Genomic DNA, 24,514 nt, shown 5'->3' on the forward strand with positions numbered 1-24,514 from the left:
ACTCAGGGGTCTTCGGACGCCTGCTCCACCAGCGGGATGATCCGCAGCGGAACGGGGTTTTCCATGACGATCGCCGTGGAAGCCCGGACGATGCCATCAAAGCCCACGACCCGGTCGATCACACGTTGGAGATCCGCGTTCGACCGGGCCACGAGGCGGCAGAGCATATCGCCGTGACCGGTGATGGTGTGCAGTTCGAGCACCTCGGCGACGGACGCCAAATGGGCCCGTACGTCCGCCCCCTGGCCCTGTTTGATCTCCAGCGTCGCGAAGGCCGTCACCGGGTAGCCCAGCGCCGAGGGGTCCACCTCCGGGCCGAAGCCGCGGATGACTCCATTGGACTGAAGCCGGTCCATCCGCGCCTGCACCGTGCCGCGCGCGACCCCGAGCCTGCGGGACGCCTCAAGAACCCCGATACGCGGCTCCCGCGCCAGGAGCACGATGAGTCTGCCGTCCAGATGATCGATCGCCATGCCGCCTCCAAGGTGGTCATGATGTACAGATAGCCCGCCCATCGTGGCCATGCACTGGGCAGATTGACCACTGAAAACGCGAACTATTGCGCACCTTGTGGTTCGGCGGGAGCCTCACACCATGACTGAGACCACCACCCACACCACACCCGACACCGCGCGCGAGGCCGACCCCTTCCCGGTCAAGGGAATGGACGCGGTCGTCTTCGCCGTGGGCAACGCCAAGCAGGCGGCGCACTACTACTCCACGGCCTTCGGCATGAAGCTGGTCGCCTACTCCGGACCGGAGAACGGCAGCCGCGAGACCGCGAGCTACGTCCTCACGAACGGCGGTGCGCGCTTCGTCTTCACCTCCGTCATCAAGCCCTCCACGGACTGGGGCCACTTCCTCACCTCCCACGTGGCCGAGCACGGCGACGGCGTCGTCGACCTCGCCATCGAGGTGCCGGACGCGCGTGCCGCGTACGCCTACGCCGTCGAGCAGGGCGCACGGGGCATCACGGAGCCCTACGAGGTCAAGGACGAGAACGGCAAGGTCGTCCTCGCCGCCATCGCCACGTACGGCAAGACCCGCCACACCCTGGTGGAGCGCACCGACTACGACGGCCCGTATCTGCCCGGATTCGAGGCCGCGAACCCGATCGTCGAGCCCCCGGCCAAGCGGACCTTCCAGGCGATCGACCACTGCGTCGGCAATGTCGAGCTCGGCAAGATGAACGAGTGGGTCGGCTTCTACAACAAGGTCATGGGCTTCACGAACATGAAGGAGTTCGTGGGCGACGACATCGCGACCGAGTACAGCGCGCTGATGTCGAAGGTGGTCGCGGACGGCACGCTCAAGGTCAAGTTCCCGATCAACGAGCCCGCCATCGCCAAGAAGAAGTCGCAGATCGACGAGTACCTGGAGTTCTACGGCGGCGCGGGCGTCCAGCACATCGCGCTCGCCACGAACGACATCGTGGAGACCGTCCGCACGATGCGCGCGGCTGGCGTCCAGTTCCTGGACACCCCCGACTCGTACTACGACACCCTCGGCGAGTGGGCCGGCGAGACCCGCGTCCCCGTCGAGACCCTGCGCGAGCTGAAGATCCTCGTCGACCGCGACGAGGACGGCTACCTGCTGCAGATCTTCACCAAGCCGGTCCAGGACCGCCCGACCGTCTTCTTCGAGATGATCGAGCGCCACGGCTCGATGGGCTTCGGCAAGGGCAACTTCAAGGCGCTCTTCGAGGCGATCGAGCGCGAGCAGGAGAAGCGCGGCAACCTGTAGGTGGTGTCCCGCGCCCCGTAAGGGGCGCGGGGAGCTGCGTGCCCGGCCACGACGAACCCGCAGAGGCAGGCGCCTCAGCGCGCGGGGGCGGTCCGCGTCGCGCTGGGGGCGCTCTGCCGCTGCGACGGCTGTGTGCGTGGCTGCGTACGCGGCTGAGCGCGGGCCGGGGTCCGGAGGCGCGGGGCAGGCCGGCTGACCTGCCGCACGGGCTCCGGTGCGTACACCTCGGCGGGCCCGCCCTCGGGCGGCTCACCCAGCGCCTCAAGCGCCCGCTCGGCCTCGGGCACGGCGAGCGGCGAGAAGTACGGATTGATGCGCAGCGCCTCGTTCAGGTGACGACGAGCCGCGCCGTAGTACTGCAACTCCCGCTCGATCGAACCCCGGTGGAAGGCGAACAGGGCGCTGCGCGGGCCCTTGTCCATCGCCTTCGTCACGAGCTTCAGGCCGGCCTCGCTCTCCCCGGACCGGTGCAGCGCCCAGCCCAGCGCGTCCGCCGTCTCGGGACTGCCGTGCCGCTTGTACTCCGCGGTCAGCCGCCCCACCGCCGCGTCGGCGTCACCGTGGTCCGCCTCGAAGAGGCCGAGGAGGCGTTCCTTGTTGATGCCGCGGGTTCTTTCCTGCTTCACCAGCGTGCGCAGTGCGTCGTACTGGGCATGTGCCGCCGGAACGAGTCGCAACGACTCGTACAACTCGCCCAGTTCCAGGGCGTATTCAGGCAGCGGGTGCTTCGTGAGCGCGGAGCGGTAGGCGAGCAGCGCCTCCGAGGAGCGGCCGAGCGCGGCGAGCGCGCGGCCCCGGCCCGCCATCGACGGGTGGTGCCCGGCGTCGGCGGCGAGCGCCGCGTCGTAGTGGCGCAGCGCCACCGTCGGCTCGCCCCGCTCCCACGCAAGCTCCGCGACCCGGTTCAGCGCCGCCGCCTTCGCCGCCGGCGCCACGGCGAGCGCCGCCGCGTCCGTGAGCGCGGCGTTCGCGTCCTCGCGCCAGCCCCGGTCGCGGTAGACCTGCCCGGACCGTGCGAGGACCGCACTGCCCGAACCCAGCTCCTGCAAGGACTCCAGGGCCCGGCCCACGCCCTTCGCGTCGCCGAGCCCGCTGTACGCGTCGATCAGCGCCGGATACGCCGTCCACCGCTTCGGCGCCTGCTTCACCGCGAGCTCGCCCCACTTGCGGGCCGAACGGAAGTCGCGGCGGGCGTTGGCGAGCGCGGCAAGCCCCGTCAGGGCCTCCGGGTTGCCCTCCGGCTTCGCCCGCAGGGACGTGTTCAGCGCACGGTCCGCCTTCGGGAAGTCCGCGAAGTCCGCGGTCCGCACGCCCCGCGCCACATAGGCGGAGCCGAGCACCGCCCACGACTGCTCGTCCCCGGGGTGCGCCCGCACCTGCGCCTCGCGCTCGCCGATGAGCGCCGCCAGATCGGGCAGCGCCGCCGGAGCCCCCGTCCCCACGGCCGCCATCGCCCGTCCGGCCGGACCGAGCGCGGGCGGCTTCGCCTTCCCGCCGCCGTCCGCAGGCAGCAGCACCAGCACACCGCCGAGCACCACGCTCCCCGCCACGGAGCCGATCAGCACACGCTTCACCGAAGGCCTCATGACGTCACTGTGCGCCAATGCGTTCAATACGAAGAGCACATCCCGGCCTGCGGGACGGCGTCGCACACGGGTTCACACCGATGGCCCCGAGTGCGAGGCTGTGATCATGAGCCGCACTCTCGTCGAACTCCTCCAGGCCGGTCTCCCCGCCGAGGCGGTCCTCACCGACCCGGACGTCACCGCCTCGTACGCGCACGACATGGCGAGCTTCTGCGAGGCGGGCGACCCGGCCGTCGTGGTCCTGCCCCGCACCGTCGAGCAGGTGCAGCACGTCATGCGCACCGCCACCGAGCTGCGCGTCCCCGTCGTCCCGCAGGGCGCCCGCACCGGCCTGTCCGGCGCCGCGAACGCCAGCGACGGCTGCATCGTCCTGTCCCTCGTCAAGATGGACCGCATCCTGGAGATCAGCCCCGTCGACCGCATCGCCGTCGTCGAACCGGGCGTCGTCAACGCCGCGCTGTCCCGCGCGGTCGGCGAGCACGGCCTGTACTACCCGCCGGACCCCTCCAGCTGGGAGACCTGCACCATCGGCGGGAACATCGGCACCGCCTCCGGAGGCCTGTGCTGCGTGAAGTACGGCGTCACCGCCGAGTACGTCCTCGGCCTCGACGTCGTCCTCGCCGACGGGCGGCTCATGAGCACCGGCCGCCGCACCGCCAAGGGCGTCGCCGGATACGACCTGACGCGGCTCTTCGTCGGCTCCGAGGGCAGCCTCGGCATCGTCGTCCGCGCCGTCCTCGCGCTCAAGCCGCAGCCGCCCCAACAGCTCGTCCTGGCCGCCGAGTTCCCCTCGGTGCGGGCCGCCTGCGACGCCGTCTGCACGATCATGGAAGGCGGCCACGTCCCTTCGCTCCTCGAACTGATGGACCGTACGACGGTGAAGGCCGTCAACGCGCTGGCCCAGATGGGCCTGCCCGAGACCACCGAGGCGCTCCTCCTCGCCGCCTTCGACACCCCGGACCCCGCCGCCGACCTCGCCGCCGTGGGCGCGCTCTGCGAGGCCGCGGGCGCCACCCAGGTCGTCCCGGCCGAGGACGCCGCCGAGTCGGAAATGCTGCTCCAGGCGCGGCGGTTGTCCCTCAGCGCGCTCGAAGCCATCAAGGGCAGCACGATGATCGACGACGTGTGCGTGCCGCGCTCCAAGCTCGCCGAGATGCTCGAAGGCGTCGAGCGCATCGGCGAGAAGTACGGCCTCACCGTCGGGGTCTGCGCGCACGCGGGCGACGGCAACACCCACCCCACCGTCTGCTTCGACGCGACGGACCCCGACGAGGGCAGGCGCGCCCGCGAGTCCTTCGACGAGATCATGGCCCTCGGCCTCGAACTCGGCGGCACCATCACCGGCGAACACGGTGTCGGCGTCCTCAAGAAGGAGTGGCTGGCGCGCGAGATCGGCCCGGTGGGAGTGGAGATGCAGCAGGCCGTCAAGGCGGCCTTCGACCCGCACTCACTCCTCAACCCGGGCAAACTGTTCTGACCTGCGCGTGTATGTGTCTCCGTGGTCGCCCCCGTGGCGGCGGAGTTCACTCACCGTCCTTGGACTCGTCCGAGGGCCACGGGTCGCGCAGCCACAGCTCGTCCACACGGCCACGGCCCGATGCGGGTGCGAGCAGCTCGGCGAGGCCGTCGTCGATGCCGAGCTGCTCGGCCTCAGAGCCCGGAGGGACCACCCGCAGCGTCCGCTCGAGCCACGCCGACACCGCGGCGGCCGGGGCCTCCAGGAGCGCGTCGCCGTCCGGTGAACTCAGCGCCATCAGGACGACGCTGCGCCCCTCCACCTTCGTCGGCCAGACCCGCACGTCGCCGTGGCCGCACGGCCTGAACACCCCCTCCACGAGGAGCTCGCGGGCGAACGTCCAGTTCACCGGATGCTCGGAGCCGATGTGGAAGGCGATGTGGACGGCGTAGGGGTCGGCGGTGCGGTAGGTGAGGCGGGCCGGGACGGGGACGGCCCGTTCCGGCGACAGGACGAGTTTGAGCTCCAGCTCGCGTTCCACCACGGAGTGCATGTCGATGCCCTTCCTTCTCCTCGTAGCTCACGTAGGGGCCCTGGGAGCGGACCCGTACGAGTGGAGAGCGCGAGATCGCCCGAGCATTACGCGGGTTCCGGAAAATTTCTCCGGACGACTTCACGGCGGTGGCCGGGAGGGGGCGCGGGAGACGCGGGGGTTGTGTGGGGAGCGTGCCCGGAAAGTGGTCCGTAGGGCGGGACCCGCTCTACGGGACACGGAGGTCTGATAGATGTGGAGCCCCCAGAAGACCCCCGAGCAGATACGGGACGACGGACATGAGCGCCCCAACTCCGGCCCCAGGCGACGACCGGCCGCGCGAAGGCTACTACCCCGACCCGTCCATTCCCGGATATGTCCGGTACTGGAACGGTGCCGCCTGGGTGCCCGGTACGAGCCGTCCCGCGCCGTCCGACGGCGAGCCGCTGCCGCCTCCGCCCGGCGCGGGCGCGGGTGCCGGCGCCGCCCCGGCGGCCGGTGCTCCCGTCGCCGCCGCGGAGGAGACGGGTCCCGTCTTCTTCGACGAGGCGCCGCACGCGGGCCAGTCCGAGCAAGGGGACCCCGAGACGGGCCGGTTCGAGGCGGCGCGGCCCGGGGCGAACCCGGGCGGAGCGGCGAACCCCGGCGGCGCCGACCAGCACGGGGCGCGGCCCGAGCCCGCCTCCGCCTGGCACGCCGACGCGGGCCGCCAGACCGGCCTCGGCGGGGAGCCGGACCACAAGGTGTCCTGGGGCGGTGCGCCCGGCAGGCCCGACCCGCGGGTGCCGAACGACGCAGCCCCGCGCCCGGCCGACGAGGCCGCGCCGGAGCGGGCCCCCGAGGCCCCGGGAGTCCCCGAGGCGTCGCACGGCGACAGCAACCCGGGCACCGTCACGATCCGCGCGGTCGAGCCGGGCGCCGCGAAGCCGACGGCGGGCGAGGGCACGGTGACGTTCCGTCGGCCGACCGGGCCGGTGCCGCCCGCGGCCGCCAAGCCCGGCGGCCGTGCCACACCCGCGCCGACGCCCGGCACCGACGGCACGATGTCGATCCGCGCGATCCGTCCCAAGTCGGGGCAGCAGGGCGGCCGGACCGCCGCGGCCGCGCAGCCCTCCGTGCCGCAGCAGGGGGGAACACCCCCGCAGGCCCAGGGCCAAGGCCAGGCCCAGCACCCGCAGACCCAGCACCCGCAGGCCGCCCAGCCCCAGCCCGCACCGCAGCCCGCGCCCGCCGCCCAGCCCTCCGTGCCCGCCCAGGGCGGCGCCCCCGCCCCCGTCACCTCGGGGCCCGGCGGCGGCTCGCCCTCCTGGGCCCAGCAGGTGCACCAGCTCGCGCAGCCGCCCGCCGTCCCGGGGCAGCAGGGCGAGGGGCAGCCCGTCGTGCCGTGGAAGCCGGTCGCCGAGGACCCGTTCCTCGCGGTCGCCCAGGCCCAGGCCGCGGCCCGCCCCGCCGGACTCGGCAGGCGTCTCGCCGCACGGCTCATCGACACCGTCGTGCTCGTCGCCGTCACCGGCGCCGCCGCGCTGCCGCTCGGCACCAAGGCCGCCGATCACATCGACAGCAAGATCGACGCGGCGAAGCTCTCCGGCGAGAAGACGACGGTCTGGCTCCTCGACGGCACCACCGCGGGCTACTTCGGTCTGATCCTCGCCGTCCTGCTGCTCTTCGGCGTCGTCTACGAAGCGCTGCCCACCGCCAAGTGGGGCCGCACCCTCGGCAAGAAGGTGTGCGGCATCGAGGTGCGAGACATCGAGGAGCACGAGGCGCCGACGTTCGGGGCGGCGCTGAAGCGCTGGCTGGTGTACAGCATCCCGGGCGTCCTGGTGATCGGCGTCGTCGGCGTGGTGTGGTGCGTCTTCGACCGGCCGTGGCGCCAGTGCTGGCACGACAAGGCGGCGAACACGTTCGTGGCGGGGTGAGCGGAGGGGGAGCGGGGAGTGAGCGGGGCCAGGGCCGGGTAACCCGGTCGGCCGCTCGCCGGATGCGGAGGCGGGGCCGTCGCGGTCGACTCGGGCCATGAGCACCGAACCGCCGCAATACCCGCCGCCGGACGACGACCCGTTCAAGAAGCAGCCCCCGCAGCAGCCGCCGCACCAGCCCCCGCAGGGCGGCGGTTCCCCGTACGACACCCCGCCCCCGGGCAGCGGCTCGCCCTACGGCACCCCGCCCCCGCCCTATGGCGGCGACCCGTACGGCGGTGGACCCGGCGGCCACGGCGGGCCGGACCCGCTCGCCGGAATGCCTCCGCTGGCCGACAGCGGGAAGCGGGTGCTCGCCCGCATCATCGACATGATTCTGGTGGGCATCGTCGTAGGCCTGTTGACGTGGTTGTTCGGCACGTCGGAGTACGACATCGACCCGGACAAGGTGAACACGGGCAAGTCGTTCGGCCAGTCACTGCTGGCCGCCGTGCTCTACATCGCGTACGACACCTTCATGATCTCCAAGACCGGGCAGACGCTCGGCAAGAAGTGGCTGGGCATGCGGGTGGCCAACCTCAACGACGGGGCCACGCCGACCATGTCGACGGCGCTGGCCCGTGCGGCCGTCCTGTGGCTGCCGTTCGCGTTCTGCTGCGCCTGCATCTGGACGGCGATCTGTGGCGGCTGGAGCTTCTTCGACAAGCCCTACAAGCAGGGCCTGCACGACAAGGCTGCCAAGACCGTGGTGGTCAGCGCGTAGGTTCGCGCACGGAGTCGGCGAGCACGGGGTCGCGCTGCTCCGGCACGCGCTCGCCGGCGGAGGTGGTGACCGGCACGGCACGGGCGGCGGGCGCCGCGGCCTGTTTGGGCAGCGGGACCGTCATGGCGACCAGTAAGCCGAGGCCGAGGGCGGCCAGGGCTATCACCGCGATGCCCACTCCCGAGGCGGTCTGGGAGAGCAGGAGCATCGCGAGGGTCGAGAAGACGACGGTCACCGAACCGTAGGTGATCTGTGCGGTGGTCGGACGTGGCATGGGACGCGGCATGACGTGATCCGTCCTCGGCAGGGATCCCCCCACGGCTTGTGGCCGTGGGGGCGGATGCGGATGTATGAACGGCTGTATACGAATCAAAGGGGGCTCGACGGCGACGACTTGGGATGTGCCGTCACGCGCGGTAGCGCACCGTCGATTGACTCTATTCCGCTGCATGCCCGACGGGAACGTGCGGTAAGCGTGACCTAACCCACGGTGCCGGAGCACTGGGGGCGCACGGGTTCATGACGTCCACCAAGTGGACGGCGGGGCGCACCTGTTGACCTTCGTCGTGAGGCGGCGCTCCGTGTCCGGATAGCGGTTCCGCGCGTCTGCATAGTGCACTTGGCCTGTTCAAGTCAAGGACTGTCTTTTCTCCAGCACTTCCGGTCGAATGTCGTCACTTGTGACGCGTACATCGCGCGCGGACCTCCTCCGACCGGGAATTTCGGTCCGCCTATTCGCGCGGGGCGCGGGGGAGGACAGCATCAAGTGACAGTCAGAACCAGGACCTTCAGAGCCACCGCGGTGGCCGTGGCGATGGCCGCGGCCGCCGCGACGTTCTCGGCGGCGACGGCTTCGGCCGAGGACGGTGCCTCGGGCGGGGCCCCGGCCATCGACCGGCAGGACCCGTCGCGTCCGAAGGCGAACGTCGACCACGACCTGGACGGGCCGTTCAGCAAGCAGCAGGCGCAGCAGCGCAAGGCCGCCCTGCAGCAGGTCGTCGCGGGCGACGCCAAGGTCCAGAAGAAGGGCGCCTCCAAGGTCGTCAAGCTCGACGACAAGAAGTACGTCGAGCTGGGCCGGGAGAAGACCGACAAGATCTTCACGATCCTGGTGGAGTTCGGGGACAAGGTCGACGACACGACCATGTACGACCCGGACGGCCCCGAGGGCCCGGAGCAGCCGGTCAAGAAGTACGGCGGCAAGCCGGGACCGCTGCACAACAAGATAGCCAAGCCGGACCGTGCGAAGGACAACAGCACGGCCTGGCAGAAGGACTACAACCAGAAGCACTTCCAGGACCTGTACTTCGGGAAGGGCAAGGACTCCAAGGGCAAGTCGAAGCACTCGCTGAAGACCTACTACGAGAAGACCTCGTCCGGCCGGTACTCGGTCGACGGTGAGGTCTCCGACTGGGTCAAGGTCGAGAACAACGAGGCCCGCTACGGCTCGAACTACTGCGGCGACACCAACTGCCCGAACGTCTGGGACGCGGTCAAGGACGGCGTGACCGCCTGGGCCAAGGACCAGAAGGCGAAGGGCCGCACGGACGCGCAGATCAAGGCGGACCTGGCCAAGTACGACCAGTGGGACCGCTACGACTTCGACGGCGACGGCGACTTCAACGAGCCCGACGGCTACATCGACCACTTCCAGATCGTCCACGCGGGCGAGGACGAGTCGGCCGGCGGCGGCGCCGAGGGCGAGAACGCCCTGTGGGCGCACCGCTGGTACGCCTACGGCAACGACGCGGGCAACACCGGCCCCTCGAACAACAAGGCCGGCGGCACCCAGATCGGCGACACGGGCATCTGGGTCGGCGACTACACGATGCAGCCGGAGAACGGCGGCCTCGGCGTCTTCGCCCACGAGTACGGCCACGACCTGGGCCTGCCCGACCTGTACGACACCTCGGGCAAGGGCGACAACTCGGTCGGCTTCTGGTCGCTGATGTCGGCCGGTTCGTGGCTCGGCACCGGCAAGGACGCCATCGGCGACATGCCGGGCGACATGACCGCCTGGGACAAGTTCCAGCTGGGCTGGCTCGACTACGCCAAGGCGAAGGCCGCGACGACGTCCGAGCACAAGCTGGGCGTCTCCGAGTACAACACCCGGCACCGTCAGGCGCTCGTCGTCGACCTGCCGAAGAAGGCCGTCACCACCAAGGTCGTGAAGCCCGCCGAGGGCGCCAAGCAGTGGTGGAGCGACCAGGGTGACGACCTCAAGAACACCCTGACGCGTTCGGTCGACCTCACCGGCAAGTCCAAGGCCGAGCTCTCGCTGCAGGGTTGGTGGGACATCGAGGCCAACTACGACTACCTCTACACCGAGGTGTCCACGGACGGCGGCGCCAACTGGAAGCCGGTGGACGGCACGGCGGACGGCAAGCCGATCACCCGTGACGCCGGCGACAAGCCCGCGTTGACCGGTGTCTCCGGCGCGTACAAGAAGCTGGTCTTCCCGCTCGACGCCTACGCGGGCAAGAAGATCGACGTCCGCTTCCGCTACTCCACGGACGGCGGCGCGGGCGGCAAGGGCTTCGCGGCCGACGCGCTCGCGATCACCGCGGACGGCGCGAAGCTGTTCGAGGACGGCGCCGAGGGCGACGACAACGGCTGGGTGTCGAAGGGCTTCTCGCGCATCGGCGAGTCCTTCACGAAGAAGTACGACCAGTACTACCTCGCCGAGAACCGTCAGTACGTCTCGTACGACAAGACCCTTGAGGTCGGCCCGTACAACTTCGGTTCCAAGGTCCGCCCCGACTGGGTCGAGCACTACCCGTACCAGACCGGCCTGATGGTCTGGCAGTGGGACACCTCGCAGAAGGACAACAACACCAGCGCCCACCCGGGCCAGGGTCTGATCCTTCCGGTCGACGCGCACGCGAAGCCGCTGAAGTGGAAGGACGGCACGGTTCTGCGCAACAAGATCCAGCCGTTCGACGCGCCCTTCAGCAAGTTCGCGACGGACAAGGTCACGCTCCACAACGGTGACGTCGCGCTGAAGATCAAGTCCCAGAAGGGCGTCCCGGTCTTCGACGACCACAAGGGCACCTACTGGTACGCCTCGAACCCCACGGGCAGCGTGAAGGTCACTGACACCAACACCCAGATCAAGATCATCAAGCAGCCCAAGGACGGCTCGACGATCACGGTCCAGGTGGGTCCCTCCAAGAAGTAATCAGCGTTTCCGCAGGTCAAACCATGATCGGCCGTCGCCCTCTAGCGGGCGGCGGCCGATCGTGTTTAGGTGCGTCTGTGGTTCTCTTATTGACGCGGGGCTCGGCCATGACCTGTCGGGCCTCCGCTCGATGTCTCACGGGGGTGTGACTCAGCATGTCCGCAGGAGGTTTCTGCAAGCTGCCGAACGGCAGCGTGGTGGTGGCGCTGACCCTGCCGAATCCGTCGCCGGCCGGCGGCACGGTCAGGATGATCGTGCACGCCGTGAACCGCGCGAGGGCGCTGACGCGGCTGCGCAACCTGGGCCTGCGGGCGGTCTACCTCCGGGGCAACGCGGAGCCGCCGACGCCGGACGAGGTGACGGCGGTCCTGCACCATCCGGATGGCCTCATATGGCGTACGGCGCGGGACGACGTGTCTGAGCTCTGGCACCCGATCCGGGCCCTGCGGCGACAGGGCCGCGCGCCCCGCTCCAGCGGGTCGGGGGTCCCGTTCTGACGCTGCGCGACGCCTGCGGGCCCGGTGGGGGCTGGTCGCGCAGTTCCCCGCGCCCCTGGGGAGTCCACGTCGCCGCCCGACCGGAGGTGCCGCCAAGGGGCGCGGGGAACTGCGCGACCAGCCACGACGAGCCCGCAGGGCAGTGGACCACCCAGGGGCGCGGGGAACTGCGCGACCAGCCCCCACCGGGCCGCAGGTCATACGACGGGCTTGCCCGTGAGGGTGATGCCGGCCGAGCCCAGCTCGGTGAGTACCGCGTCCGTGCGGGACGCCGAGACCCCGGCGGTGAGGTCGAGCAGGACCGTCGTCCGGAAACCCTCGCGCGCAGCGTCCAGAGCGGTGGCGCGCACACAGTGATCCGTCGCGATGCCCACCACGTCGACCTCCGTGATCTCCCGCTCGCGCAGCCACTCCGCCAAGGAGAGCCCGTTCTCGTCGACGCCCTCGAAGCCGCTGTACGCCGCCGAGTACGCCCCCTTGTCGAAGACCGCGTCGATCGCCCCGGACGCGACCGCGGGCGCGAAGTTCGGGTGGAACCCGACCCCCTCCGTGCCGGCCACACAGTGCGGCGGCCAGGAGTCGACGTAGTCCGGATGGTCCGAGAAGTGCGCGCCCGGATCGATGTGGTGGTCGCGGGTCGCCACCACGTGGCGGTACCCCGCAGGGGCCTGGCCGATCAGCTCCGTGATGGCGGCGGCCACATCCGCGCCGCCGGCCACCGCGAGGCTGCCGCCTTCGCAGAAGTCGTTCTGCACGTCTACGACGATCAGTGCGCGGCGCATGGCGGGTGTCCTTAGCGTGGGGAGGGGACTCGGCCGGATGAACCGAGCGTAGAGACTTCAACCACGTAGCGGGAGGGGGCCCCGCAGGGGCAGGGCCACCCCTCACCGGGATGTCAGACGTATTCCGTGGGAATGACCGCTTCGCCCCGCGAGAGCTGCGTCGCCGACAGCGGCAGCCCCGCACGCGCCGCCGCGTGCCGGTCGCGGACCGCGTCCAGCGGCTCGCGGGAGAGGACCTCGCCGCCCTTGACCAGCTCGACCTGAAGCTGCCGGTCCGCGAGCTCCGTGGGCACGGCGCCCGTGCCGACGACCTCGGCCTCGGCGACCCCGTACCGGTCGGTCCTGCGCGCGGCCCACTTGCGTCCGCCCATGGACGACTTCGCGCCGAGCGACTTCTTCGCCACCGGCTCCAGGGGGGCCTGCGGGTCCGCCGAGTGCGCGCGGGCCACCAGCTTGTAGACCATGGACGCGGTGGGGTGCCCGGAGCCCGTGACGAGCTGCGTGCCCACGCCGTACGCGTCCACGGGCGCCGCCGCGAGGGACGCGATGGCGTACTCGTCGAGGTCGGACGTCACGACGATCTTCGTCTCGGTCGCCCCGAGCTCGTCGAGCTGCTGACGCACCCGGTGGGCGACGAGCAGCAGGTCGCCGGAGTCGATGCGCACCGCGCCGAGCTCGGGCCCGGCGACCTCGACCGCCATCCGGACGGCCTCGGTGACGTCGTACGTGTCGACGAGCAGGGTCGTGCCGCGGCCGAGCGAGTCGACCTGGGCCCGGAAGGCGTCGCGCTCGTTGTCGTGCAGCAGGGTGAAGGCGTGGGCGCTGGTGCCGACGGTGGGGATGCCGTAGCGGAAACCGGCCGCCAGGTCCGACGTGGTCGCGAAGCCGCCGACGTACGCGGCGCGGGACGCGGCGACGGCCGCGAGCTCGTGGGTGCGGCGGGCGCCCATCTCGATCAGCGGGCGGTCGCCCGCGGCCGAGGACATGCGGGAGGCGGCGGCGGCGATGGCCGAGTCGTGGTTGAGGATGGAGAGGATCACCGTCTCCAGGAGCACGCACTCCGCGAAGGACCCCTCGACACGCAGGATCGGCGAGCCGGGGAAGTAGACCTCGCCCTCGGGGTAGCCCCAGATGTCCCCGCTGAAGCGGTAGCCGGAGAGCCATTCGAGGGTCGGCTCGTCGACGATGTTCCGCTCGCGCAGGAAGCCGAGGACGCCGGCGTCGAAGCGGAAGTTCTCCACGGCGTCCAGGACCCGGCCCGTACCGGCCACCACTCCGTAGCGCCGTCCCTCGGGGAGTCTGCGGGTGAAGACCTCGAAGACGGAGCGCCGGTCACCGGTGCCGGCCCGCAGCGCGGCCTGCAGCATCGTCAGCTCGTACTGGTCCGTGAAGAGCGCTGTCGACGGAACATCCACCGGCAGGCCAAGGTCCGCTGTGTTCATGTGAAGGATGCTACCCCCAATCTCGTCACTCTGACGATTTCTGTGGACGCGCGAGAGGCCGTTTGTGCGAGGGCCCGTCCGGAGTGGCAGCATGGGGCAGGTGAGTACGGCTCCCGCAGAGATCACCCGCCCGGAATCGGACGAAGAGGCCCTCGTCGTCCCCGAGCCGGACGTCCCCTGGATCACCCTCGTGCACAACGACCCGGTCAATTTGATGAGTTACGTGACCTATGTGTTCCAGTCCTACTTCGGGTACTCGAAGGAGAAGGCCACGAAGCTGATGATGGACGTGCACCAGAAGGGCCGCGCGGTCGTCTCGACGGGCAGCCGCGAGGAGATGGAGCGCGACGTGCAGGCCATGCACGGATACGGGCTGTGGGCCACCCTTCAGCAGGACCGCAAGTAGCGGACCGGAAGCAGCGGACCGGAAGTAGCGACGCATCTGATGCCAGGACAATTCGAAGCGATCCCCGGCGGCGGCGCCGCCGTCGCGCTCGACGAGGTCGAGATCTCGATCATCCGCTCCCTCGCCGTGCAGCTCCTGGAGCTGATCGGGCCGGGTCCCGGCGGTGAGGTCTCCGACGACCCGCTCGCGGAGCTCTTCGCCGAGGGGCCGAGCGAACCGCCCGCCGATCCGGTGATGCGGCGCCTGCTGCCCGACGCGTACGGCGGTCCGGGGAGCGAGGACAGCGCGGGTGACGCGGACGAACTGCGGGCGTATTCGGCGGAATTCCGGCGCTTCACGGAGAACGACCTGCGGGCCAAGAAGCGTGACGACGCCCTGGCCGTCGTCCGTTCGCTCGACTCGATGGCGGCGTCGGGCGAGGGCGGAGCTGTCCTGAAACTGTCGGTCGAAGAGTCCCAGCAGTGGCTCGCTGCCCTCAACGACCTCCGGCTCGCGATCGGCACACGCCTCGAAGTGAGCGACGAGGACGACGCCGATGTGCTCTACCGGCTGCCGGACTCCGACCCCCGCAAGCCGATGGTGATGGCCTACCTCTGGCTCGGCGGGCTGCAAGAGACGCTGGTCGGGACGTTGCTGGACTGATTCCGGGCAGAAGTTCGTGCAGAATGCAGCAAAATTTGTTGTAGTAGACAGGTTCTGTGCGTCCGGGCCGTTGTTCGCTCAGCGGAGCCTCAAATCCGCATAACGATCCCGTCACGTCATTGCCCGACTTTGCTCTGTCAAGGGCGCTTTGTCCGCTTCTTCCTGTGGTGTGCGCCACAGGTGGCTCATTCCCTCACTGTTGCCACCGTGATAAATCTTCACGACCGCTCGGTGACGCCACCCATGTCGCCGAGGGCGCTTCAGCCGGCAGACCGCCGGCAGCACTCCATCCATATCCGGGGGGATCAGGACCTGATCCGCAGCCACAACGCAGATGTGCGGGCGCGGATCAGCATGGAGAAAGGCGTCACCATGACCTCAGTGCAGGTCGAAGAGCACCACGACGGGCACGACGGCAATGGGGTCGTGCACGGCTCGTCCGGCGAGGGCGAGGGATACCAGCGCGGGCTCGGAGCCCGGCAGATCCAGATGATCGCGATCGGCGGTGCCATCGGCACCGGCCTGTTCCTCGGCGCGGGCAAGGCCATCCACAAGGCCGGACCGAGCCTCATCCTGGCGTACGCCATCGCGGGACTCGTCATCTTCTTCATCATGCGGGCGCTCGGCGAGCTCCTCATGTACCGGCCCGTGTCCGGCTCCTTCTCGGAGTACGCACGCGAGTTCATGGGCCCGTTCTTCGGCTTCGTGACCGGCTGGACGTACTGGCTCTTCTGGGTCGTCACCGGCATCACCGAAGTCACCGCGGCCGCCCAGTACATGCAGTACTGGACCCACGACTCATTCCCGCAATGGGCCTACGCGCTGGTCTTCACCGTCATCCTGTACGGCGCGAACCTCATCTCCGTGAAGCTCTTCGGCGAGCTGGAGTTCTGGTTCTCGATGGTCAAGGTCACCGCCATCATCGGCATGATCCTGATCTGCGTCGGCATCCTCACCATCGGCTTCTCCGACGCCGGTGACACCGCCTCCGTGGCCCACCTGTGGAACCAGGGCGGTTTCTTCCCCAACGGCATCGGCTCCACGCTGATGACCCTGCAGATCGTGATGTTCGCCTTCCTCGCCGTCGAGCTGGTCGGCGTCACCGCGGGCGAGTCCAAGGACCCGAAGACCGTCCTGCCCAAGGCCATCAACACCGTGCCGTGGCGCATCGCCGTCTTCTACGTCGGCGCGCTCATCATGATCCTGTCGGTCGTCCCGTGGACCTCCTTCAAGCCCGGCGTCTCCCCGTTCGTCGCGGCCTTCGAGGAGATGGGCCTCGGTGTCGGCGCCGCGATCGTGAACTTCGTGGTCCTCACCGCCGCGCTCTCCTCCTGCAACTCCGGCATGTACTCCACCGGCCGCATGCTGCGCGACCTCGCGCTCAACGGCCAGGGCCCCAAGTTCTTCACCAAGCTCACGAAGAACGGCCTGCCGCTGATCGGCACCACGGCCTCCGCCGCGTTCATGCTGGTCGGCGTCTGGATCAACTACCAGTGGCCGGGCGAGGCGTTCAACTACGTCGTCTCCTTCGCGACCATCTCCGGCATGTGGGCCTGGATCATGATCCTGGCCTGCCAGATCCGCTACCGCCGCAAGGCCGACCGCGGCGAGCTGCCGCAGTCCACCTTCCGCGCCCCGGGCGCCCCGTACACCAGCTGGTTCGCCCTGCTCTTCATCGGCATGGTCATCGTGATGATGGGCGTCGACAAGGACGCGCGGATCTCCCTGTACGCCGCTCCGGTCTGGGCCGCGATCCTGACCGTGTCGTACCTGGTGCTCAAGAGCCGCAACCCGCAGGCGGCGGCGTTCACCAAGCAGAAGGTCGGTGTCTCCGACACCATCGGCAAGGACTGACGACTCCGTCCGCGAGGACTGACGGTTCCGTCGCCGAGGACCGGGCTCCCCAAGGCCCCTGTCCAGCATTCGGGCCCGCACGTACCACACTTCGGTACGCGCGGGCCCCTCTGCTTATCCTGGCTGCCATGCTGACCATCACCCAGGCCCTCCACGACCAGATCGTCGCGCACGCGCGCCAGGACCACCCCGACGAGGCGTGCGGCGTGGTCGCGGGCCCGGAGGGCACCGGGCGCCCCGAGCGGTTCATCCCGATGCTGAACGCCGCCCGGTCGCCCACGTTCTACGAGTTCGACTCGGGTGACCTGCTCAAGCTCTACCGCGAGATGGACGACCGCGACGAGGAGCCGGTGATCGTCTACCACTCGCACACCGCGACCGAGGCGTACCCCTCGCGCACCGACATCACCTACGCCAACGAGCCCGGCGCGCACTACGTCCTGGTCTCCACGGCGGACACCGACGACGCGGGCCCCTTCCAGTTCCGCTCGTACCGGATCGTGGACGGCGAGGTCACCGAAGAAGAGGTAAAGGTCGTCGAGGCATACTGAGCTTTGCTCATGAGGGCGGCAGGACCCAGGAAGCCGGTGCGAACCCGGCACGGTCCCGCCACTGTGACCCCACCCCGACACCGGGGCCCGGGGGAGTCAGGAACTGACCTGCCGCCCTTCTCCACGCAACGCAGGGGACGCGGAAATCCCCTGGAGGAGGCAGTTCAGCCATGTCCCGCCGTCACACCGGCATACGCGCGCTCGCCGCCGCGGCCCTGCTCGTCCCGCTCGCCGCGTGCTCCTCCTCGGACGGGGGCTCCTCCTCGGACGGAAACGGCGATGGCACGTCCGCCGCCAAGGCCGCCGGATTCCCGTACACCGTCACCAACTGCGGTGTGAAGACGACGTACGACGCACCCCCGAAGCGGGCCGTCACCATGAACCAGCACACCACCGAAGTGATGCTGGAACTCGGCCTCAAGGACCACCTCGCCGGCACGGCCTACCTCGACGACAAGGTCCTGCCCAAGTATGAGAAGGCGTACGACTCCGTGCCCGTCGTCGCCAAGGAGTACCCCTCCTACGAGAAGCTCCTCGCCGCCAACCCCGACTTCGTGTACGGCGGTTACGCGAGCGCCTTCCTCGCGGGCGACGGCCGCAGCCGCTCGGCGCTCGCCAAGTCCGGCATCAAGAGCCGCCTCAACGTAGAAGGCTGCGCGAAGAAGCCCGTCTCCATGGACGACGTCTACCGCGAGGTCCGCGAGGTCGGCTCCACGTTCGGGGTGCGGGACCGCGCGGACAAGTGGGTCAGCGGCGCACAGCGCGAACTCGCCGCCACCGCCGAGAAGTCCAAGGGCAAGAAGCCCCTCTCCGTCTTCGTCTACGACAGCGGCGACAAGACCGCGTTCACGGCGGGCGGCCGGGGCATCGGCAACGACATCATCGAGCGGGCCGGCGGCCGCAACGTCTTCGGCCACGTGGACAAGTCCTTCAGCGACGCGTCCTGGGAATCCGTCGTGAAGAACAAGCCCGAGGCCATCCTCATCCTCGACTACGGCGCCACGACCGTCGCCCAGAAGAAGAAGCGCCTCCTCGACGACCCCGTCCTCCAGGACGTCCCCGCCATCAAGAACAAGCGGTTCGCGGTGCTGCCCCTGTCGGACATGGTCACCGGGGTACGAGCACCCGAGGCGGTGAGGAAGCTGGCGGCGCAGCTGTGAGCACGCAGCGAGTGCAGCGAGTACGGAAGACCCAGCCCGTCCGGCGTTCGGGGACGAGCCCGAAGGGCGATCGGCGGGGCGCGGTCGGGCGACGCCTCGCCGTCCTGACGGTACTGACCGTCGCCCTCGTCGCGGCGACCCTCGCGGGGCTCGCCCTGGGCTCCGTCCGTATCCCGACGGGACAGGTCGCCGAGATCCTGACGGGACGCGCGGAGCCCTCCCCGTACCGCACCATCGTGCTGGACGTGCGGCTGCCGAGGGTCATCCTCGGGGCCACCGTCGGAGCGGGCCTCGCTGTCATCGGGACCGTCCTCCAGGCCCTCGTCCGCAACCCCCTCGCCGACCCGTTCCTGCTCGGCGTCTCCTCGGGCGCCTCCGTCGGCGCGGTCTGCGCGATCGTGCTCGGCTCCGTCTTCGGCCTCGGCGCCGCCCTGTCGACCACCGTCACCATCCCGGCGGCCTCCTTCGCGGGCGCCCTGATCTCCCTCGTCCTCGTCTACGCCCTGGCACGCGGCGGGGGCGGCGGCTTCGCCACCGGCAGGCTGATCCTCGCGGGCGTCGCCGTCTCGTACATCCTGACCGCCCTGACCAGCCTCATCCTGGTCACCGCAGACAGCGCCGACCACCTCAAGGAGGTCCTGTACTGGACGCTCGGCGGCCTCGGCAGCGCCCGCTGGGACATGCTCGCCCTGCCCTGCGCCACCCTCGTCATCGGCACGGCCCTCCTCACGTCCATGGCCCGACCCCTCGACCTGCTCCTCGCGGGCGAGGAGGGCGCCACCGTCCTCGGCCTCGACGCCGCCCGCTTCCGCGCCGGCGTCTTCGTCCTCGCCTCGCTCCTCACCGGCGTCCTCGTCGCCTACAGCGGCGCCATCGGCTTCGTCGGCCTGATGGTGCCGCACGCCGCCCGCATGCTGGTCGGCGCCGCGCACCGCGCGCTGCTCCCGGTCGTCGCGCTGATGGGCGCGGTGTTCCTCGTCGCCGCCGACCTCGCCGCGCGCACCGTCGCCGCACCGCAGGACATCCCCGTCGGCGTGCTCACCGCCCTCACCGGCGGCCCGTTCTTCCTGTGGCTGCTGCGGCGACGCAACGAAGGAGTACCGGCATGACCACGGCACCCCCCGCCGGCGGACTGCGCACCGAGGGACTCTCGTACGAGGTGGACGGACGGCTCCTCGTCGACGCCGTCGACCTCACCGCCGACCCCGGCGAGACCGTCGGCGTCGTCGGCCCCAACGGCAGCGGCAAGACGACCCTGCTGCGCTGCGTGTACGGCACCCTGCGCCCCACCGGCGGCCGCGCCCTCCTCGACGGCGACGACCTGCACACCCTGACCCCCAAGGCCCGCGCCCGCCGCCTGGCCACCGTGCCGCAGGACGGGCAGGCGGCCTTCGAACTCACCGTCCGCCAGGTCGTCGCCATGGGCCGCTCCCCGCACAAACGGTTCTGGGAGGCGGACACCGCGGCCGACGACGAGCTCGTCGCCGAGGCCCTCGCCCGCGTCGGCGTCGACGATCTCGCCGACCGCGCCTTCCCCTCCCTCTCCGGCGGCGAACGCCAGCGCGCCCTCGTCGCCCGCGCCCTGGTGCAGCAGCCCACCCTCGTCGTCCTCGACGAACCCACCAACCACCTGGACATCCGCTACCAGCTGGAGATCCTCTCCTTCGTACGGAACCTCGGCACCACCAACCTCCTGGCCCTGCACGACCTCAACCTGGCCGCGTACTTCTGCGACCGCCTCTACGTCCTCGACGGCGGCCGCCTCGTCGCCTCCGGGGCGCCCAAGGAGGTCCTCACCGCCGAGCTGCTCGCCACCGTGTACGGCGTGACGGCCGAGGTCAGCACGCATCCGCTGACCGGCGCCCCGACCGTCGTCTATCTGCCGCCGCCCGCATCCTGAACGGATTCCGTCCACCAGCTGAGATCACATTCCGGGATCCGGACCGGGAATCGATACGATGACCGCATGGTTCCCCATGACGTGAGCGAAGAGACGCCGAGCGCACCCCTGCTGCTCGTTGCGCGGCTGCACGTCGACCTGTGCCGCCTCGCCAGCGCCATCTGTACCCGCTGAACCGGTTCACCGCGGCCCGACAGCACGGCCGCGGGCCGCGGCGGCCGCCTCCGTACGCCCGGCGCAGCACACCGCAAGCCCCGCGCCGCCGCGCGCCCACCACACGCACTTCTCGACTCCCGACAGGAGCCCTCAGCATGGCCATCGAGGTCCGCATCCCGACCATCCTCCGCACCTACACCGACGGCGCCAAGGCCGTCGAGGGCAGCGGTGACACCCTCGCCGAGCTCTTCACCGACCTCGACTCGCGGCACGCGGGCATCGCCGAGCGCATCGTCGACGACGGCAAGCTCCGCCGCTTCGTGAACGTGTACCTCAACGACGAGGACGTCCGCTTCCTCGACGGCATCTCCACGAAGCTCTCCGACGGCGACAGCGTCACGATCCTGCCGGCCGTCGCCGGCGGCATGGTCTAGGCCCGATCCCGGATGCCTCGCTACGACTCCCCGCTCGCCGCGGTCGGCAACACGCCGCTCGTACGCCTGCCGCGGCTCAGCCCCTCGGACGACGTCCGCGTCTGGGCCAAGCTGGAGGACCGCAACCCGACCGGCTCCATCAAGGACCGGCCCGCCCTCCACATGGTCGAACAGGCGGAGAAAGACGGCCGGTTGACGCCCGGCTGCACGATCCTGGAGCCGACCTCCGGCAACACCGGCATCTCGCTCGCCATGGCGGCCAAGCTCAAGGGCTATCGCATCGTGTGCGTCATGCCGGAGAACACCTCGCAGGAGCGGCGCGACCTGCTCGCCATGTGGGGCGCCGAGATCATCTCCTCGCCGGCCGCGGGCGGCTCCAACACGGCCGTCCGCGTCGCCAAGGAGCTCTCCGCGGAGCACCCCGACTGGGTGATGCTCTACCAGTACGGGAACCCCGACAACGCGGGCGCCCACTACGCCACGACGGGCCCGGAGATCCTCACCGACCTCCCCTCGATCACCCACTTCGTGGCGGGCCTCGGCACCACCGGCACCCTCATGGGCGTCGGCCGCTACCTGCGCGAGCAGAAGCCCGACATCAAGATCGTCGCCGCCGAGCCGCGCTACGACGACCTCGTCTACGGCCTGCGCAACCTCGACGAGGGCTTCGTCCCCGAGCTGTACGACGCCTCCGTCCTCACCACCCGCTTCTCCGTCGGCTCCGCCGACGCCGTGACGCGCACGCGTGAACTCCTCCAGCAGGAGGGCATCTTCGCGGGCGTCTCCACGGGCGCCGCGCTGCATGCCGCGATCGGCGTCGGCAACAAGGCGGTCAAGGCCGGCGAGTCCGCCGACATCGTCTTCGTCGTCGCAGACGGCGGCTGGAAGTACCTGTCGACGGGCGTCTACACCGCGACGACGACCGAGGCGGCCATCGAAACGTTGCAGGGGCAGCTCTGGGCGTAGCACTGAGCTGAACGAACGCCGGAGGGGCTGACAAGGCCAGCCCCTCCGGCGTTTGAGGAGCTTGGTCCGGGGCGGAGCCCCGGGAGACGGCGGGTCAGCCCGCCAAATGCTTCACCTGATCCCACAGCACCGGATCCGCCACCCCCGCCTTGCGGCGGAAGTCACCCAGCGGTACGTCCCGCAGCTCGTCCGTCTCCAGGAAGCTCGCGCGGCCCTCCGCGTCGCCCACCGAACCCGGCGGCAGCGGGATCACCCCCGCACGCTCGTCGTGGTACTTGCTGGTGATCTTCGCGACCTGTGCGCTCCGCCCGTGCACCGACAGGACCAGACACGGGCGGTCCTTGCCTCCGGGACCGTCCTCGTACGGCACCCGCGCCCACCAGATCTCCGCCGCCCGAGGCGCCGGGAAACGCCGCCGGGGACCCCTCGGCGGCCGCGTCCCGCCCGCGGGCCGGGAACTCCGCTTCCGCGGTCCGCGCCCCCAGCCGTCCACCACGGTGACGACGAGCGCGAGCACCACCACTGCGGCCAGCGCGAGCCACCACGACGTGTCCATACCCACGACCGTACCGGCGCGCATCCCGGACCGCCCACCGCTTCACCCCGGCCCCAGAAGCCCCCCGAACCGGTGACAGTGCAGGTGAGTTCCCCCACAACGGCCCGCGACGGAGGAGCGACCAGCCCTTTTGCGCCTTACGCTCGACGGACCGCACACTCCCCAGCTCTCCTGCCAGCGCGGAGGTTCCAGCTTCATGAAGCTCACCGTCGTCGGCTGCTCGGGGTCGTTTCCCTCCGCGGACTCGGCCTGCTCGAGCTACCTCGTCGAGGCCGACGGCTTCCGGTTGCTGCTCGACATGGGCAATGGTGCCCTCGGCGAGCTGCAGCGCCACATCGGTCTGTACGACCTCGACGCGATCTTCCTCAGCCATCTGCACGCCGATCACTGCATCGACATGTGCGCGTACTTCGTGGCCCGCTACTACCGCCACGAGGGCGGCCGCTGCGCCCCCATTCCGGTCTACGGCCCCGAGGGCACCGAACAGCGCCTCACCACGGCGTACGCGGACACGCCCTCCGCCTCCTCGATGAGCGAGGTCTTCGACTTCCACACGGTCAAGCCCGCCTCGTTCGACATCGGCCCCTTCTCGGTCCGCACCGAGAAGATGTGCCACCCCGTCGAGGCGTACGCCATCCGCGTCGAGCACGCCGGGAAGTCCCTCACGTACTCCGGGGACACCGGGCCCTGCTCCGCCCTGGACGAACTCGCCGCCGGAACCGACTTCTTCCTGTGCGAGGCCGCCTTCACGCACGGCAAGGAGAACATCCCCGACCTGCACCTCAACGGCAGGGAGGCGGGGGAGTCCGCCCGGCAGGCCGGTGCAGGAAGGTTGCTCCTCACCCACATCCCGCCGTGGACGGACCCCCAGGCCAACCTCGCCGACGCCCGCGCGGTCTACGAGGGCCCCACGGCCCTCGCGGCGCCCGGCGCGACGTACGAGATCTGACCGCTCAGCCCTGTCGGCGTCCGCGGCCGCCCAGCGCCATCCGGTTCCACGTGTGGCGGCGGCCGCGGATCGCCACCGAGTAGTCGTACATGACCTCGGGGTCGCACATCCCCGGCAGGAACGAGTCACCGAAGTGGTGGGCGTCGATGCCCACCTCCTTCGCCGTCAGGGCGAGTTGCGGGACCACGTTCGCGTGCGAGCCCTCCTGGCTCGTGCCGATCGCGCCCATCACCACCGCGCCCGCGTCCTGCACGGCCGCCACCGCCTCGGCGGCCAGCTCCTTGGTGACGCCCGGCAGCGTGCCGGGCAGCGGCAGCACCACGCCGTCCGCACCCGCGTCCACCAGTGACGTCAGCCGCTCCACCGTGACCCGCTCCGGGTGCCCCGCGTGGTGCATCTTGCCGCTCCACAGCGCCACGTCGTCGCCGAGCCCGGCCCGCAGCTCCTCGGTGACCCGCGCGAGCCCCTCGTACGAGCCGCCTGTGCCCGGGTTCGCCGTCAGACAGAGCATCGCCGCACCCATGTCGATCAGCCGCTTGGCGTACTCGGGCTTCGCGCGGCGGATCTCCGGGACGTCGCCCGGCTCCAGGTTGATGCCGACCGGGCGGCCGATGTACGCGGCGAGGTCGGCGATGGAGTCGAACGTGCCGAGGCCCGGCAGGTCGAGGCGCTCGCCGTCCCAGGCGCGCTCGATGAGGTTCAGTACGACGATGTCGGCGCCGAAGGCCGCGACCAGCTCGGCGTTGTGCACGCCCGGCATGCCCGGCATCGGGATCAGGGCGGCGCGGTCGGCGAACACCTCGGCGACCATGGTGCGGCCCTCCGCGGCGGCGACGGAGGCGGTCAGGGCGCGGCCGCGGAGGGCGGCGAGGTGCTCGCGGTCGAGGTCGAGGATGCGGGTGGTCATGGAAATCTAGCCCTCCGGGGGTCCCCCCTGCTCTTTAAGAGCTTGGGGGAGTTTGAGGAGCGGGGGTCCGGGGGCGGAGCCCCCGCAATGGCGCGTGCCACGTCGACGCTACGTGACGCCGCACAGCGAAGGGCC

Annotated in this window: 25 protein-coding genes and 1 riboswitch; of the genes, 17 read left to right on the forward strand and 8 right to left on the reverse strand. The window is 70.4% G+C overall.

The window, feature by feature from the left end; all coding sequences use genetic code 11:
* Nucleotides 1–2: 2 nt before the first annotated feature.
* Nucleotides 3–473 (reverse strand): Lrp/AsnC family transcriptional regulator, encoded by a 471-nt coding sequence (locus DEJ48_RS24485; RefSeq protein WP_150218304.1) that lies wholly within the window; start codon nt 471–473, stop codon nt 3–5.
* A 121-nt stretch (nt 474–594) separates the two neighbouring features.
* Here DEJ48_RS24485 and hppD point away from each other — a divergent pair, with 121 nt between their 5' ends.
* Nucleotides 595–1,743, forward strand: a complete 1,149-nt coding sequence (gene hppD, locus DEJ48_RS24490; RefSeq protein ID WP_150218305.1) for a 4-hydroxyphenylpyruvate dioxygenase — start codon at nt 595–597, stop codon at nt 1,741–1,743.
* Between the two features lie 74 nt (nt 1,744–1,817).
* On the opposite strand, the gene DEJ48_RS24495 is transcribed toward hppD, so the two are convergent.
* Nucleotides 1,818–3,329, reverse strand: coding sequence for a tetratricopeptide repeat protein (locus DEJ48_RS24495; protein WP_150218307.1), 1,512 nt, complete (start codon nt 3,327–3,329; stop codon nt 1,818–1,820).
* Between the two features lie 106 nt (nt 3,330–3,435).
* On the opposite strand from DEJ48_RS24495, the gene DEJ48_RS24500 reads away from it, so the two are divergent.
* Complete coding sequence (locus tag DEJ48_RS24500; protein ID WP_150218309.1) at nt 3,436–4,806, forward strand: FAD-binding oxidoreductase; 1,371 nt, start codon at nt 3,436–3,438, stop codon at nt 4,804–4,806.
* A 46-nt stretch (nt 4,807–4,852) separates the two neighbouring features.
* Here DEJ48_RS24500 and DEJ48_RS24505 read toward each other — a convergent pair whose 3' ends face one another.
* On the reverse strand, nt 4,853–5,338 hold the full coding sequence (locus DEJ48_RS24505; RefSeq protein WP_150218310.1) for an SsgA family sporulation/cell division regulator: 486 nt from the start codon (nt 5,336–5,338) through the stop codon (nt 4,853–4,855).
* 278 nt (nt 5,339–5,616) lie between these two features.
* Here DEJ48_RS24505 and DEJ48_RS24510 point away from each other — a divergent pair, with 278 nt between their 5' ends.
* Together DEJ48_RS24510 and DEJ48_RS24515 are read left to right on the forward strand one after the other, a co-directional pair.
* The gene (locus DEJ48_RS24510; protein WP_150218312.1) at nt 5,617–7,236 is read left to right on the forward strand and encodes an RDD family protein; all 1,620 of its coding nucleotides are present in this window, start codon (nt 5,617–5,619) and stop codon (nt 7,234–7,236) included.
* A 97-nt stretch (nt 7,237–7,333) separates the two neighbouring features.
* Nucleotides 7,334–7,999: an RDD family protein gene (locus DEJ48_RS24515; RefSeq protein WP_150218314.1), complete on the forward strand. Its 666-nt coding sequence runs from the start codon at nt 7,334–7,336 to the stop codon at nt 7,997–7,999.
* On the opposite strand, the gene DEJ48_RS24520 is transcribed toward DEJ48_RS24515, so the two are convergent.
* Nucleotides 7,989–8,273 carry a hypothetical protein gene (locus tag DEJ48_RS24520; protein WP_150218316.1) on the reverse strand — a complete coding sequence of 95 codons (285 nt, stop codon included), beginning with the start codon at nt 8,271–8,273 and terminating at the stop codon, nt 7,989–7,991. The two genes, DEJ48_RS24515 and DEJ48_RS24520, sit on opposite strands and share 11 nt — an antisense overlap.
* Nucleotides 8,274–8,813: 540 nt before the next feature.
* On the opposite strand from DEJ48_RS24520, the gene DEJ48_RS24525 reads away from it, so the two are divergent.
* Nucleotides 8,814–11,177: an immune inhibitor A domain-containing protein gene (locus DEJ48_RS24525; protein WP_411757545.1), complete on the forward strand. Its 2,364-nt coding sequence runs from the start codon at nt 8,814–8,816 to the stop codon at nt 11,175–11,177.
* Nucleotides 11,178–11,332: 155 nt separating this feature from the next.
* Nucleotides 11,333–11,674 (forward strand): hypothetical protein, encoded by a 342-nt coding sequence (locus DEJ48_RS24530; protein WP_150218319.1) that lies wholly within the window; start codon nt 11,333–11,335, stop codon nt 11,672–11,674.
* A gap of 197 nt (nt 11,675–11,871) precedes the next feature.
* Here DEJ48_RS24530 and DEJ48_RS24535 read toward each other — a convergent pair whose 3' ends face one another.
* Together DEJ48_RS24535 and DEJ48_RS24540 are read right to left on the reverse strand one after the other, a co-directional pair.
* On the reverse strand, nt 11,872–12,456 hold the full coding sequence (locus tag DEJ48_RS24535; RefSeq protein WP_150218321.1) for an isochorismatase family protein: 585 nt from the start codon (nt 12,454–12,456) through the stop codon (nt 11,872–11,874).
* Nucleotides 12,457–12,569: 113 nt separating this feature from the next.
* Nucleotides 12,570–13,898, reverse strand: coding sequence for a nicotinate phosphoribosyltransferase (locus tag DEJ48_RS24540; protein ID WP_150218323.1), 1,329 nt, complete (start codon nt 13,896–13,898; stop codon nt 12,570–12,572).
* A gap of 91 nt (nt 13,899–13,989) precedes the next feature.
* Here DEJ48_RS24540 and clpS point away from each other — a divergent pair, with 91 nt between their 5' ends.
* The 10 genes from clpS to DEJ48_RS24590 all read left to right on the forward strand — a co-directional run bounded on the left by clpS (nt 13,990) and on the right by DEJ48_RS24590 (nt 21,967).
* A complete protein-coding gene (clpS, locus tag DEJ48_RS24545) occupies nt 13,990–14,304 on the forward strand; it encodes an ATP-dependent Clp protease adapter ClpS (RefSeq protein ID WP_150218324.1) in 315 nt (104 codons plus the stop codon).
* 39 nt (nt 14,305–14,343) lie between these two features.
* Nucleotides 14,344–14,946: a DUF2017 domain-containing protein gene (locus DEJ48_RS24550; protein WP_150218325.1), complete on the forward strand. Its 603-nt coding sequence runs from the start codon at nt 14,344–14,346 to the stop codon at nt 14,944–14,946.
* Nucleotides 14,947–15,318: 372 nt separating this feature from the next.
* Nucleotides 15,319–16,800: an amino acid permease gene (locus tag DEJ48_RS24555; protein WP_150218326.1), complete on the forward strand. Its 1,482-nt coding sequence runs from the start codon at nt 15,319–15,321 to the stop codon at nt 16,798–16,800.
* A gap of 128 nt (nt 16,801–16,928) precedes the next feature.
* Nucleotides 16,929–17,351 carry a Mov34/MPN/PAD-1 family protein gene (locus DEJ48_RS24560; protein ID WP_150218328.1) on the forward strand — a complete coding sequence of 141 codons (423 nt, stop codon included), beginning with the start codon at nt 16,929–16,931 and terminating at the stop codon, nt 17,349–17,351.
* Nucleotides 17,315–17,478, forward strand: a riboswitch (cobalamin riboswitch). Its footprint overlaps the gene before it by 37 nt.
* Nucleotides 17,479–17,521: 43 nt before the next feature.
* Nucleotides 17,522–18,511, forward strand: coding sequence for an ABC transporter substrate-binding protein (locus DEJ48_RS24565; protein ID WP_150218330.1), 990 nt, complete (start codon nt 17,522–17,524; stop codon nt 18,509–18,511).
* 104 nt (nt 18,512–18,615) lie between these two features.
* The gene (locus tag DEJ48_RS24570; protein WP_190538041.1) at nt 18,616–19,620 is read left to right on the forward strand and encodes a FecCD family ABC transporter permease; all 1,005 of its coding nucleotides are present in this window, start codon (nt 18,616–18,618) and stop codon (nt 19,618–19,620) included.
* Entirely contained in the window at nt 19,617–20,411 is a 795-nt protein-coding gene (locus DEJ48_RS24575; protein WP_150218332.1) for an ABC transporter ATP-binding protein, read from the forward strand. The genes DEJ48_RS24570 and DEJ48_RS24575 overlap by 4 nt, the downstream gene beginning before the upstream one ends.
* Before the next feature lie 66 nt (nt 20,412–20,477).
* Complete coding sequence (locus tag DEJ48_RS40970) at nt 20,478–20,585, forward strand: putative leader peptide (protein WP_317850449.1); 108 nt, start codon at nt 20,478–20,480, stop codon at nt 20,583–20,585.
* Nucleotides 20,586–20,722: 137 nt separating this feature from the next.
* Nucleotides 20,723–21,001, forward strand: a complete 279-nt coding sequence (locus tag DEJ48_RS24585; RefSeq protein ID WP_150218334.1) for a MoaD/ThiS family protein — start codon at nt 20,723–20,725, stop codon at nt 20,999–21,001.
* Nucleotides 21,002–21,013: 12 nt separating this feature from the next.
* Complete coding sequence (locus DEJ48_RS24590) at nt 21,014–21,967, forward strand: PLP-dependent cysteine synthase family protein (protein ID WP_150218336.1); 954 nt, start codon at nt 21,014–21,016, stop codon at nt 21,965–21,967.
* Nucleotides 21,968–22,061: 94 nt separating this feature from the next.
* On the opposite strand, the gene DEJ48_RS24595 is transcribed toward DEJ48_RS24590, so the two are convergent.
* A complete protein-coding gene (locus DEJ48_RS24595) occupies nt 22,062–22,523 on the reverse strand; it encodes a type II toxin-antitoxin system PemK/MazF family toxin (RefSeq protein WP_150218337.1) in 462 nt (153 codons plus the stop codon).
* A 196-nt stretch (nt 22,524–22,719) separates the two neighbouring features.
* Here DEJ48_RS24595 and DEJ48_RS24600 point away from each other — a divergent pair, with 196 nt between their 5' ends.
* On the forward strand, nt 22,720–23,472 hold the full coding sequence (locus DEJ48_RS24600; protein WP_150218339.1) for an MBL fold metallo-hydrolase: 753 nt from the start codon (nt 22,720–22,722) through the stop codon (nt 23,470–23,472).
* A gap of 4 nt (nt 23,473–23,476) precedes the next feature.
* On the opposite strand, the gene DEJ48_RS24605 is transcribed toward DEJ48_RS24600, so the two are convergent.
* Nucleotides 23,477–24,379, reverse strand: a complete 903-nt coding sequence (locus DEJ48_RS24605; protein ID WP_150218341.1) for a haloacid dehalogenase-like hydrolase — start codon at nt 24,377–24,379, stop codon at nt 23,477–23,479.
* Nucleotides 24,380–24,514: the final 135 nt, after the last annotated feature.

Source organism: Streptomyces venezuelae (assembly GCF_008642315.1).
Lineage (GTDB): Bacteria > Actinomycetota > Actinomycetes > Streptomycetales > Streptomycetaceae > Streptomyces > Streptomyces venezuelae_D.